This window comes from Limnothrix sp. FACHB-406, assembly GCF_014698235.1.
In the GTDB taxonomy this organism is placed as follows: Bacteria; Cyanobacteriota; Cyanobacteriia; order CACIAM-69d; family CACIAM-69d; genus CACIAM-69d.
In genome coordinates this window covers 1-11,919 of sequence record NZ_JACJSP010000033.1, presented here as the reverse complement: position 1 = coordinate 11,919, position 11,919 = coordinate 1, and the positions used below count along the sequence as shown (strand labels likewise).

Here is an 11,919-nt window from a genome sequence, read left to right as displayed (position 1 = left end):
TGGGTAATCACCCGTTTCTGAATTTCAGTATCGCTAACTTTCTCCCCTTGCTGATAGAGGTCTTGACGCAACCGAATTGCATCGTTGTAGACCACACGAGCACAACCGAACGTCTTCGCCAGCATTAATCTTTGCAGGCGATTGGGATAAATTCGGTAGCGAAATCGTGCTTTCATAACTAACATTATAAGTGGGGTTGATCGAACAAGCCGCCCTAGAAGGGCGGGGCTTGTACCCTTTATTTTGGTCAGAAATCGGTAGGGCGTAATGGGTGCGGAACTCCAGCAATTGAGCATCCCCATGAAAACGGGGGTGTGGATTTTGGGCGATCAACTGTGGCACGAGCAGGCGGCGTTGGTGGCCTGTGCGGGCGATCGGGCAAGGGTTCCGGTAATCGCGATCGAGTCCCTGGCCCATGTGCGCCAACGGCCCTACCATGCCCAAAAGTTGGTGTTGGTTTGGTCGGCCATGCGCCACTTTGTGCGGGAGTTGCAGGATATGGGCTGGCCCGCCACCTGGGCCGAAGCAGAAGATTTCGCCACGCCCCTCCGCGCCTGGGTCGTCAAACACCAAATCGATCGGCTGCTGGTGATGGCTCCGGTCGATCGGCCCTTTCAGCAAACCCTGAATCAGCTCGATTTGCCCTGCAAACTGGAGCAAATTCCCAATAACCAATTCCTCTGGAGCGAAGAAGAGCTAGCAGACTGGTTTGGCAGCCGAAAACGCTTCCTGATGGAAGATTTCTATCGGGAAGGGCGCAAACGGTTCCAAATTTTGATGGAGGGTTCCAAACCCGTCGGCGGCCAGTGGAATTTCGACAAAGACAACCGCCAACCACCCAAGGGGCCGCTACATCCGCCCGCACCGCTGGAGTTTGCGCCCAATGAAATTGTGTTGACGGTGATCGAAAAGGTGCGATCGCTCGATTTGCCCACCTACGGATCGATCGACTCCTTCCGCTGGGCCACCACCCGATCGCGTGCCCTCGACGTACTCGACCACTTCATCGCCCACCGGCTCCGCACCTTTGGCCCCTACCAAGACGCGATGGTGACGGGCCAGGAAACCCTGTGGCACGCCCTGCTCTCGCCCTACCTCAACATCGGGTTGCTGCACCCGCGTGAGGTAATCTTTGCCGCCGAAAAGGCCTGGCGCGATCGGGGCCTGCCGATCGCCAGCGTCGAAGGCTTCATTCGCCAAGTGCTGGGCTGGCGGGAATATATGCGCGGCATTTACCTGCAAGTGCTGAAGGCGGACGAGGAACCGCCCTACCCCGATCGCAACTGGTTTAACCACCAACACGCCCTGCCCCAGTGGTTTTGGGACGGCAACACCGATTTGAACTGTCTGCGCCAGGTGCTGCAACAGGTCGATCGCACCGGCTATGCTCACCACATTCAGCGGCTCATGGTGCTGTCGAATTTTGCCCTGATTGCCGGTCTGAATCCCCAGGAAGTTGAGAACTGGTTCCACGCGGTTTTTATCGATGCCTACGATTGGGTGATGCAAACCAATGTGATTGGTATGGGGCTATTTGCCGATGGTGGGGTGCTGGCTTCCAAGCCCTACGCCGCCTCAGCTAACTACATCAACCGGATGAGCGACTATTGCAAAGGCTGTCGCTATAACCCGCGCGATCGCACTGGCCCGAAAGCTTGTCCGTTTAACTTTTTCTATTGGGATTTCCTGGCACGGCACGAGACCAAATTGCGATCGCAGGGGCGCATGAGCCTAATTTTGAAACATCTGGAAAAAATCCCCGCCGAAGAAATGGCCGCAATCCGCGCTCTCTCCGTGGCCTGGCATCGTCAACAGCAATTATTGAATGAGTAGAATATCGATACTCTCAATCTCCAGCGCCGGAAACTTGAGTTGAATGAAAGGTTAATCAGTCAACCATGACCGAACCAATATTGACCTTACCTAACAGCCCTCCCGATCGCGATCACATCCTCGCTACCCTTCGGCAACTCGCTCCCGATCTTCACCAAAGGTATGGTGTAACCCGGCTTGGTATTTTTGGTTCAGTGGCCCGCAACAAAGCCACGCCCGACAGCGATATCGATATCGTCTTGGAATTGACCGTGCCTGACCTATTCACAATGGTGGACATCAAAGCAGATTTAGAGCAAATTTTCCAACGCTCGATCGACCTAATTCGTTATCGCCCGCGCATGAATCCCTATCTGAAACGCCGGATCGATCGCGATGCAATTTATATCTGAGGCTTAGGATATCAAGGCTCCAAAATCTTGACCAAAATTCGGAGCAAGCTCTCCAAATCATCAGGCACACGATACAAAATCAAGCTTTGCTCCACTTGCTTCTGTGATCGATTTAAGCGGCCAAATTGCCAAACATCGCCCGTAGACACCGCACCCAGCAAATAATCTTGATCGCTATCCGTCCATTGATCCAGCGCAATTAGCTCCACCGCCAACTGCGTAAACCCACGCGCTAAATCAGCATTCTTCGCCTCAATCACCAGCAGCTTTTGTGCCGCATAAAGATAATAATCAAGAGAGCCTTTCAGTTGCTCATTAACCATTAAGGGATATTCAATTCGCAGTTGCGCCCGCGTGTAATGCACCACATCCAACAACAATGGTGCAATTAACAATTCCCGCCGAGCTGCTTCACTGCTGAGGCTAATGTAAGGCAAGCTCTCTTGAATACGTGTTTTCAGATCCTCCAGGCGATCGAGCGGTGCATTGCTGTGGGGCAAGACCAGGCGCGATCGCTGCAACGTATAACCGAACTCCGCCAAAATATCGTCCGGCTCATAGGCCATCTCAAAATATTGCCGAAAGCTATAGGATTGCCCCGGACGCAGAATGCTTGGTCTAGTCATCGCAATTCATCTCCAACCACAGCACTAAAAATGAAAAAGCCTTGCTCCTTCATGCAAACAAGCTGTTACCTGGGGCGAAACACCTAAATTACGCATTCGCTCCAATGAACGGTAATTGTCATGTTGGCCGGAAGCAAAGTCCAGCGAAAATGACAACTCAATGACACGACCGTTAGGGTTAATCAAAAATTGACGAGCGCTAGACATCTCGCCAGACAAAAAAGATATATCACCCCAACCCCGATAAATTGTTGGGTCAGACATGTGCTCCAAACTATCAGCAGTTGCGCCAAGATAGCGTCGAACCGCTTCTTTCATAGATGCCGCTTGAGCCGCTGAACCCACATAAGCTTGAGGATTTTGGGGACAAGCTCGCCGCAATTGTTCCCAATTAACTGTTTGCGCTGACGTGGGAGTTGCAACCAAGGCTAATCCAACTAGAGCGATCGCCGATTGACGAAGGATGAATAATCTCAGCATAAACCACCGACTTAAAGACAATTCTCAGTGTATTCCAAGGTTGATACAGCCTTTACCTCGCTCAATAAGCACAGTGATAGCACCTATCAAATCAGTCTTACCCTTCATTGCATCTGTGATACAGCGTGCCAATCGTTTGAAGTCAAGGCTGTATGCACTCTCAAAATCGCTATAGTAGATAGCATTCAATAGCCATTAACAGAAATCGTACGAGGCGATCGCTGGTGAGCAAGAAAAGTTGGGAATACGACCCAGAAACCGAAAATGTTCATGGGGCTGCTACTCCTGCCGATTGTCGAAAAATGGCCCAGCGAAATAGATGGAAACTCAAAGATATTGTGAAGGCTGATGGAGGTATGGCCTTGGGTGTAGATTGCGTCTTTGAAGGGCCGCAAACCAGTTTTATGGATGAAACTTGGCAGGAGGAAAAAGGCGATGACTGAACTAATTCCAAATCGGCGGATTTTGTATGTGGCTGCGGCCGACGCACCTGGCTGGGAAGAACGGCGATTGATGCCTCGGGGCAGCTTAACGGATTTGTTGGCGCAGGAGCTGGACTACGGCGCTAATCGATTGCCAAAGCCGGGCGATCGGCTACGGGACTACAGCAATTTGACCGATCCGGGTAATGGCGTAACCCATGGTCGGGACGGCGATTGGGTCGTGATTGAAGTGGAACAATTTATAAGCAATAGCGGGCGCGAAGTGATTACTTGCTATTGTGCATTCGAGCCGATCGCCGCCAATTGGCAAGCCCTAAACCGCCAAGGTAGTGAAACAGCAGAGCGATCGTTGGCTGAGACTCACATTTAGCTGTATCTAGATTTAAACAGATAAAAAATCGGGCTAGTGGGACACACTAACCCGATCGCCCTGCCGCTCAAGTAGAGCAAGCAACTCTTAGGAAGGAAACTTAGCGGTAATCGCGATTTTGGATGTCGCGCAGGCGAGCTTCGGGGCGCTTGAAGCGATCCATTTGTGCCTCGAAGAATTTGCGGTTGGCCATCAGGTGTTCCGGGTTTTCGTCATCCAGCGGATAGAGCAACGCCGCCCGCAGCGCTTGGATGACGGCGGAGGTGACGCAATACATCGATCGCTGGAAAGTAATCCCGAGCTGAATCAACATATCGTCCTCGCCCCGGCAATGTTGGTGATAGTAATCCAACAGGTATTGCGGCAGGAAATGCAACATATCCTGCATCAACTGTGTGGGCGGAATTCCAGCGGTTCCGACGGGGAACACGTCAGCGTACAGAATGCCGTAATGGAAGTCTGCTTGCTCGCTGGGCACTTGACCCGCCTGGGCGTTGTAGGACTTGGTTCCCCGGAACGGAGCCGTGCGATAAAACACCGCTTCCACGTAGGGCAATGCGGCGTCGTAGAGCCACATGAAGCCCTTATCTTTAGGAACCAAATCAAACCATTCGCCGCGAATATTTACCCGGTGATAGATGGGGCGACCGGAAATCGCGAAAATGCCATTGATCAGGAAGTTCATGGCATCGGGCACGCCCTTGAAGCCGCCTTCATCGTAGATGTCCGACATTTCAAAGAACACCGGAGCCATGATTTCCCAGAACAGCCCCAAGTTGCTGTAGTAGGACATCATTCGGCATTGTTCAATAAAAGCTTCGGGGAAGAGTTTATACATCCCCAACATGATCGGATTGCCTTTGAAGTAGGCTTTGATGGCGCGATCGCAGTTTTGGCGATATTCTTCGGTGTTCAGGAAGTCATCAAACCGATTCACGCCCGCATACATTTTGCGATGCCAAAGCATGGCCTGCATACAGGCTTCCGCGAATTCCATGTTCACCCGATCGTGCCACAGGTGATGGAACAGCTTCGGCATTTTGACCGTTTCACCCTTGCTCATGAATTCGAGCAATTCCGGGTGGGCTGTGGCAATGCCGCGCCAAATTCGCAGGTCGGCGGTGTCGCCCGCGTAGTGGTTCGGCAGGTCTAAATATTTCTGAGGTAGGAAATATTTAAAAAAGGGAAACGGATTCAGGAAAACTTCTTCGGCGATGTAAAGCAAGTCCCGCCAATAGAAGTCCATCGGCACGGCATAGGCCTTGTAAATTCCGATGATTTGCATCAGGTTTTCCGGCGTGTCGGGCAACATTGCGCCGCCTGCTTCGAGGCGATGGATCACCTCCGCAAATTCATGCTGCGAGGGGGGAATTTTGGGGGCGGTGTCCGGTTTGATTGGGGTCTGAACCATGATGTTGTGGGGAAAATTCCAAGGTTTCAGAGAAGTCTGGAGAGGGGCGATTACACCCGATCGATCGCTTAACGGTGGGTCAACCTGTGGGGGGCGCACGGCTGTGCGCCCCTACCCGGATCTGTCCTTAATCGATCGCGGGGGCCGACCGGGCTGGTTTGGTGGGGGCGATCGCCACCGGTTGGTTCACTGTGGGAATCGCGGCGATCATTGCGTCCGTGGTCGGCTCGATCCACTTCACCAGCCAGGTGGGTTGAATGCCCAGCCAGACGATCAGCGCGGTCAAAATCAGACCCGGCAAGTGCTCATCAAAGCGCACGGCGGGATAGTAGGCAGTGGCATTGTCCAGGCGGCCAAAGCAGGTGCGATTCAGCAAAATCACGAAGTATACCGCCGTCAGCCCGGAAGCCAGGATGCAGAGCAGCGAAATCACGGGATAGGTGGTGAAGCTGCCTTGGAACACCATGTATTCCGCCACGAAGCCGACCATACCAGGGATGCCCGCGCTGGCCATGCCCGCCAGCACCAACAGGCCGCTGGTTAGGGGCAAGCCGCGAATCGGACTCATCAACCCGTTCAGCTTGTCCAGGTCGCGGGTGCCGACTTTCTTTTCAATCACACCCACCAGGTAGAACAAAATCGCCAGAATCAAGCCGTGGCTGACCATTTGGGCTACGGAACCCAGCAGAGACAGGGGATTGAGGGCGGCGGCGGCCACGATGATGTAGCCCATGTGCCCGATCGAGCTGTAGGCCACCATCCGTTTGATGTCCTTTTGGGCGATCGCGGTCAATGCGCCATACATAACGCTGACCACACCCACCAGCGCCAGACCCGGGGCGATCGTCCCCCAAGCGTCGGGCAGCAGACCCAAGCCGTAGCGCAGCAGCCCGTAAGTGCCCAGCTTAGCCAGCACACCACCCAGCAACACCGTGGTAGCGGGTGACGATTCCACGTAGGCATCGGGCAGCCAGGTATGCAGCGGCACGAGGGGAATCTTGATGCCGAAGCCAACGACCAACAGCAGCAAGCAGATCAGTTGAGCGCTGTCGGACAGTTTTTTGATGTCGATTTGCCCAATGTCAAAGCTGGTGGAGCCGCTGAGCCAGGTCAGGGCCAGGAAGCCCGCCAGGACGAGAATCCCGGAGATGGCGGTGTAGATCAGAAATTTCGTGGCCGCATAGCCGCGTTTCTGTTCGCTACCCCAAATCGCGATCAGCAGATAGAAGGGAATCAGCTCCAGTTCGTAGAACAGGATAAACAGCAGCAGGTTTTGGGCCAGGAATGCGCCGTTAATCCCGGCGATCGCCAGCAAAATCATTGAGTAGTAGAGCCGGGGGCGCTGCAAGTCCCGATCGCTGCTGCAAATGGCGATCCAAGCCAGCAGGGCAGTCAAGCCCACCAACGGCAGCGACAACCCATCCACACCCAGGCTGTAGCTCAAGCCCAGTTGCGGCACCCAGGGCAAATATTCGGTCATTTGCGCCCCGATCGCATTCACATCGACCTGGGCAAATAAATACAACGTCCACAGGGCGATCACGCTGGCAATGGCCAGGCTCACCTTTTTCAGTAGGGCGGAGTTGGGCTGACCGGGCCACAGACCCACCAGGGCCGCCCCGATCGCCGGAATTAAAATCAATGCGCTCAACATAGGCTTTTACTGTGACATTGCTGTGATTTACGGCTGTAGTCAAACGACGCGCTAACGCTGAATCACTGGGGGAGCAAGGGGCTTAAGCCCCTTGTCTGGTCTGGGTTCCGGGTAGGGGCGCACCGCCGTGCGCCCCCACGGGTTGACCCCACGGCGATCAGAAATGATCGGAACCTAGGGAACCGCCGGGGCCAGAATCGGCCAAGCGACCAGCGCCCCAAACAGCACCACCCCCAACAGAATCGACAGGGCATAGAACTGCACTTGACCCGTGGTGTTGTAGCGCAAGCCTTGGCCACCCACCACCGTCAGGGCCCCCACCGCATTCACAAAGCCATCGACGATGAACCGATCGATCCAGAACAGCACGCCGGACACAGCGCCCACCACCAGCACGATCGTGTTGCGATAGAGCTTCGCCGTATAGAGGTCATAGGCAAAGAAATCGCGAATCGGAGCCGGAATCGAATGTACCGGCTTAGCCACCTGCGGATTCAGGTACAGCGCCGCCGCCGACCCCAAACCAATCAGGGACGAAGTGGCCAGGGCGATCGCTTCCGTAGTGCCCAGGCTCGGCAACACCTGCCATTGAATCAACAGCAGCGGCAGGTGCAGCACCACACCCACCATCACCAGCGTTGAGAAACTCATGGGCCACAGCACTTCCGGGGCCCGCTCGGTCATGGGTGACTCGGAGCCAAAGAACACCAGCCCAAAAGTCCGCATCAGGCTAAAGCCCGTCATCGCGTTAATCAGCAGCAACGCCCCAAAGATCAACGGTTGATTGGCATCCAGCAGAGCACCGCCCAAGGCCGACAACGACCAGAAGCAGCCCAAGGGCGGCACGGCCACCAAGCCCAACATCCCCACCAGGAAACCGGGGCCCGCTGCCGGGCGCTTGGGCCACAAGCCACCCAACTGAGTGATGTCTTGGGTGACGCAGTTGGAAATCACGCAACCGGCGCTCATGGTCAACAGCACCATGGCCACGGAATAGGTCAAGCAGAGCAGCAGCGCTAAATTCAACTGACCAAAGCCGATCGCCACGAACACCAAGCCCATGTAGGCACTGGTGGCGTAGGACAGCACGCGCTTAATGTCGATTTGGGCGATCGCGATCGCGCTGCACAGCAGGGCCGTCACCAAGCCCACCGACCATTCCACCGTCACCGCCACGGGCGACAGGGCAATCACCGGCTGGAATTTCACCAACACCCAAGCCCCGATCGGGACAACCACCGCATTTCGCAAAATCGATGCGGGCAGCGGCCCTTCCATGGCTTCATCCAGCCACAGGTGCAGCGGAATTTGGGCGCACTTCCCGATCGGGCCAGCCACCAGGGCCAAGCCCAGCAACGTCGCCACGGTCGGGTCGAGTTCCGCCGTCTTGGCCCACTCGGTCAAGTCCGTAAAGTTCCAAGTCCCAGCGATCGGCAGCAGCGCCACCACGCCCATCAGCAACACCAGGTCACCAACCCGCTTGGTCAAGAACGCATCACGCGCTCCCGTCACCACCAGCGGCTGGCTGAACCACAGGCCCACCAGCAGGTAAGTGCCCAGGGTCAGGATTTCTAGAACGATATAGCTGAAGAATGCCGAGTCGCACAGCACCAGCAGGCACATGCCGCCTTCAAACAAGCCCAGCAAGGAATAGAACCGGGCCCAACCCCAGTCCATTTCCATGTAGCCGACGGCGAACAGTTGCGCCAGGAAGGTAATCCCGGAAATCAGGGCCATCGTGCCCACGTTCACCACGGAAGCCTTGAGGTCAAGATCCACATTCAGCCCCGCCGCATCCAGCCAGTTAAAAGAAATGGTGGCTTCCGGCTGGTTCCAAATCAGGGGCAGGGCGATCGCGCTGTGTAAAAACGCTAGGCCCGTAGACAGAATGTTGAAATAGCCCGCCGGTCGCGGGCCGGTGCGCCGAATGAAGGCCGGCGACCAAAGCAGGGCCAACAGCCCGCCAAAGAGGGCGTAGGTCGGCACCAGCCAAAGGTTATCGATAATCCAGCGATCCATAGGCGTTTTCCATGGGAATCAGGGTACGAATAGCAGGTTTCGGGCGCAGAATTTTGGGCCGCAGAGTCTGAAACAGACAATGCAGCAACGCAGTCCTGTTATGCAAGTTTAAGAATGCTTTAGTTGTTTTTAAGATTACTGGGTTCAAAAGGGAAAATCTATAAGCAAATGCTTGGAAACTCCGATGAAGGGTCTAAGTGTGGCTTATTGCTAATCCCTGACATTTAGGATCCCTGTGAGGGACGATCGCCAGGGCCAATCAAGAGTTTTGGGTCAATGATCCGGATGACGATCGCGCTGTGGGGCTGTAAAGGACTATGAGACGGACGGCAACGAGCGATCGTGACTGATCAGAACTGATCAAAATAGTTGATCAGCAATCTGACATTGCTAAGTATTTATTACTAAGTATTGATCGCTAGACCATGATCCTGGATCTGAGCCACAGATTCGATTAATGGATTTAACTGAAGGATTCGATTTGAAGATTCGATACCCCATTCCCTCAAAATTCAATCCCCTCAAATCCCAAGTGATTGAATAGGCATCAACTGGGCAACGAATCTCATCAGCATTGAACAAGTCAGCAAATATGGGAATCGAATCATGGTGCACCACCCACTGGCGCAATCATCGGTAAAAACTGGTTCGCAAATGAGTTCGCAGATGGACTTAGAGATGAATTCAGAGATGAATTCGCACAATCATTCCCCAACTTGGATCCAGCAGCGAATCCAACGATCGGCCCCCGGATGGTTGGGGCTATGGCTCTTGGGGGCGATCTCTGGGATGGGAATGGTTGTTGGGGTGGGGGTTTTGCCCGCTGCGGCCCAGGCTCAGGATTGCCGGGATCCGCAAGATCAAACCACCATGAACCGCTGCGCCTATGAAAGCTGGGAACGGGTCGATCGCACCTTAAATCAAACCTACCAACGGGCGATCGTCCGGCTCAGTGCCCCCCAACAGCAACAACTGGTGAGTGCCCAGCAAGCTTGGATCACTTTCCGCGATCGGCACTGTGCTTTTGCGTCTGGCGAGTTTGAAGGCGGCTCCATGCAACCGTTGATCGAGTGGAGTTGCAAGGAGATCGTGACCCAGGAGCGGCTGAACGATTTGCAGGCCTATCGCCGAGGCACAACTCCTCCCGCCGGTCGCCTCAGCCAACCCGCTGCGGATGCTGCTTTAAATCGCGCCCACCAAGCCCTGTTGCAAGCCCAGTCAGGCAGCCAGCGATCGCGCCTGATTGCGGCTGAGGAGGCCTGGATTCGGTTTCGAGATCGCGCCTGTGCCTTTGAACAAAGTCTGCAATCAACGGGTGATCGCTGTGTGATTCGCTTATCCGATCAGCGCACCGTTGCCCTGGAAGAAGCCTTGAGCAACCGTTGACCCCAGGGAACTGGTCTGGGGGATGGTGATCAAACTTGAATTGATCGAACTTGAATTGACCAAACTTGAGTTGAGTGAACTAATTTGGGCAATTTCGACTGTTTTTGTAAATTTTTTTGTATCAATTCAACTTTGTAGAGTGAGCCGTCAACCAATTGCTCCCGGCGCAGGGAGTGGTGGCGGCCCCCGATTTTTCAAATTTGGTCTATCGTAATCTTGAGGAACTCTAAAGACTCTTGCGGAATTCTTGTCTGAGAAAAATTGATTTTCTCAAGACTTGCTTTGCAGAAATCGCCAAAAACAAACCGAAATTCACAATAATTTCAAAAAAATTGCGATTTCTGAGCATAATTCACACTTTTGAAAATATTTAGACAAACAATGAATGAAAAACCTTGATCAGGGTGGATTATTCTCAAAGAAATTAGCCCACGGGAACCCCGCGATCGAGTGATCGGGGTCTGAAACCCTGATTGCTGAGTCAGTTTAGATTAATCACAAATCACTAAAATGACAGGGTTCAGATAATCGATCACTCGAAGTTGGTTTCGTTGTGCAGCAAAATTCGGTCAATCGCCAGGTGGGAATAGATAGCTATCGCTAGGGGCTGTTTTATTTGTCGTGAACCGTTGCTGGGGTTGGGATCGAGGTTGATCAACAGTAATTAATTTACTAACATTCGCTAACGTATGCCCATATTTAGATATGGCATACATCCCTCTCAGAAAAGCGGTCGAATTTCTGGGATTGCATCCAAATACGCTAATACGCTGAGAAAGTACGCAGATGAAGGGAAGATCGAAACCATCCGAAACGAGGCGGGTCAGCGGCTCTACAACGTTGAGTCGTATGGACGCAACGCAACTCGATCTATCGTTGTTTGCTACTGCCGCGTCAGTTCAGCCAAGCAACGAGATGATCTCGCTAGACAAGTCCAGTTCATGCGCGATCGCTATCCCAATGCCGAAATCATCCAAGACATCGGATCAGGTCTCAACTTCAAGCGAAAAGGATTGCAATCCCTACTGGTCAGACTCATGCGCGGCGATCAGCTCCAAATTGTGGTTGCCTGCCGTGATCGATTGTGTCGATTCGGATTCGAGTTGTTCGAGTTCATGGCTCAACAAAACGGTGGCGAACTCATGGTTCTCGACCAATCTGTTCACTGCCCAGAATCCGAACTCACAGCGGATCTGCTCGCCACCCTTCACCTCTTCTCTCGTCGAATGCCCGGACTCAGAAGCTACCGCAAGGCGATCCAGGAAGATCCGAATCTTCCTAAACCCTGATCAAAAAGCGCTCCTG

General features: G+C 53.8%; 12 protein-coding genes. 6 read left to right on the top strand and 6 right to left on the bottom strand.

Annotated elements, in window-relative coordinates; all coding sequences use genetic code 11:
• Window positions 1–176, bottom strand: a 176-nt coding sequence (locus H6G53_RS18865; protein WP_190535545.1) for a helix-turn-helix domain-containing protein, incomplete at its 3' end; no start/stop codon positions are given.
• A 124-nt stretch (window positions 177–300) separates the two neighbouring features.
• On the opposite strand from H6G53_RS18865, the gene H6G53_RS18370 reads away from it, so the two are divergent.
• Both H6G53_RS18370 and H6G53_RS18365 read left to right on the top strand, forming a co-directional pair.
• Window positions 301–1,833: a cryptochrome/photolyase family protein gene (locus H6G53_RS18370; RefSeq protein WP_190535547.1), complete on the top strand. Its 1,533-nt coding sequence runs from the start codon at window positions 301–303 to the stop codon at window positions 1,831–1,833.
• 65 nt (window positions 1,834–1,898) lie between these two features.
• Window positions 1,899–2,225 (top strand): nucleotidyltransferase family protein, encoded by a 327-nt coding sequence (locus H6G53_RS18365; protein ID WP_190535542.1) that lies wholly within the window; start codon window positions 1,899–1,901, stop codon window positions 2,223–2,225.
• Window positions 2,226–2,236: 11 nt separating this feature from the next.
• On the opposite strand, the gene H6G53_RS18360 is transcribed toward H6G53_RS18365, so the two are convergent.
• Window positions 2,237–2,851, bottom strand: coding sequence for a hypothetical protein (locus H6G53_RS18360; RefSeq protein ID WP_190535539.1), 615 nt, complete (start codon window positions 2,849–2,851; stop codon window positions 2,237–2,239).
• 24 nt (window positions 2,852–2,875) lie between these two features.
• Window positions 2,876–3,277, bottom strand: a complete 402-nt coding sequence (locus H6G53_RS18355; protein WP_190535536.1) for a hypothetical protein — start codon at window positions 3,275–3,277, stop codon at window positions 2,876–2,878.
• A gap of 278 nt (window positions 3,278–3,555) precedes the next feature.
• On the opposite strand from H6G53_RS18355, the gene H6G53_RS18350 reads away from it, so the two are divergent.
• Entirely contained in the window at window positions 3,556–3,774 is a 219-nt protein-coding gene (locus H6G53_RS18350) for a hypothetical protein (protein ID WP_190354871.1), read from the top strand.
• A complete protein-coding gene (locus H6G53_RS18345; protein ID WP_190535533.1) occupies window positions 3,767–4,144 on the top strand; it encodes a hypothetical protein in 378 nt (125 codons plus the stop codon). Before H6G53_RS18350 ends, H6G53_RS18345 begins: the two co-directional genes overlap by 8 nt.
• 100 nt (window positions 4,145–4,244) lie before the next feature.
• On the opposite strand, the gene H6G53_RS18340 is transcribed toward H6G53_RS18345, so the two are convergent.
• The 3 genes from H6G53_RS18340 to H6G53_RS18330 form a co-directional block, all read right to left on the bottom strand.
• A complete protein-coding gene (locus H6G53_RS18340) occupies window positions 4,245–5,555 on the bottom strand; it encodes a CO2 hydration protein (RefSeq protein WP_099535082.1) in 1,311 nt (436 codons plus the stop codon).
• Between the two features lie 127 nt (window positions 5,556–5,682).
• Entirely contained in the window at window positions 5,683–7,209 is a 1,527-nt protein-coding gene (locus tag H6G53_RS18335; RefSeq protein ID WP_190535531.1) for an NADH-quinone oxidoreductase subunit M, read from the bottom strand.
• A gap of 174 nt (window positions 7,210–7,383) precedes the next feature.
• Entirely contained in the window at window positions 7,384–9,228 is a 1,845-nt protein-coding gene (locus H6G53_RS18330) for an NAD(P)H-quinone oxidoreductase subunit F (RefSeq protein WP_190535528.1), read from the bottom strand.
• 690 nt (window positions 9,229–9,918) lie between these two features.
• Here H6G53_RS18330 and H6G53_RS18325 point away from each other — a divergent pair.
• Together H6G53_RS18325 and H6G53_RS18320 are read left to right on the top strand one after the other, a co-directional pair.
• On the top strand, window positions 9,919–10,614 hold the full coding sequence (locus tag H6G53_RS18325; RefSeq protein WP_190535525.1) for a lysozyme inhibitor LprI family protein: 696 nt from the start codon (window positions 9,919–9,921) through the stop codon (window positions 10,612–10,614).
• 689 nt (window positions 10,615–11,303) lie between these two features.
• Window positions 11,304–11,903: an IS607 family transposase gene (locus H6G53_RS18320; protein ID WP_199309319.1), complete on the top strand. Its 600-nt coding sequence runs from the start codon at window positions 11,304–11,306 to the stop codon at window positions 11,901–11,903.
• Window positions 11,904–11,919: the final 16 nt, after the last annotated feature.

What these genes read in the sequence shown, in the direction of transcription:
- H6G53_RS18345 (WP_190535533.1), top strand. Translation starts at nt 3,767, where the DNA reads ATGACTGAACTAATTCCAAATCGGCGGATTTTGTATGTGGCTGCGGCC.
- H6G53_RS18370 (WP_190535547.1), top strand. Translation starts at nt 301, where the DNA reads ATGAAAACGGGGGTGTGGATTTTGGGCGATCAACTGTGGCACGAGCAG.
- H6G53_RS18325 (WP_190535525.1), top strand. Translation starts at nt 9,919, where the DNA reads ATGAATTCGCACAATCATTCCCCAACTTGGATCCAGCAGCGAATCCAA.
- H6G53_RS18340 (WP_099535082.1), bottom strand. Translation starts at nt 5,555, where the DNA reads ATGGTTCAGACCCCAATCAAACCGGACACCGCCCCCAAAATTCCCCCC.
- H6G53_RS18320 (WP_199309319.1), top strand. Translation starts at nt 11,304, where the DNA reads ATGCCCATATTTAGATATGGCATACATCCCTCTCAGAAAAGCGGTCGA.
- H6G53_RS18330 (WP_190535528.1), bottom strand. Translation starts at nt 9,228, where the DNA reads ATGGATCGCTGGATTATCGATAACCTTTGGCTGGTGCCGACCTACGCC.
- H6G53_RS18365 (WP_190535542.1), top strand. Translation starts at nt 1,899, where the DNA reads ATGACCGAACCAATATTGACCTTACCTAACAGCCCTCCCGATCGCGAT.
- H6G53_RS18360 (WP_190535539.1), bottom strand. Translation starts at nt 2,851, where the DNA reads ATGACTAGACCAAGCATTCTGCGTCCGGGGCAATCCTATAGCTTTCGG.
- H6G53_RS18335 (WP_190535531.1), bottom strand. Translation starts at nt 7,209, where the DNA reads ATGTTGAGCGCATTGATTTTAATTCCGGCGATCGGGGCGGCCCTGGTG.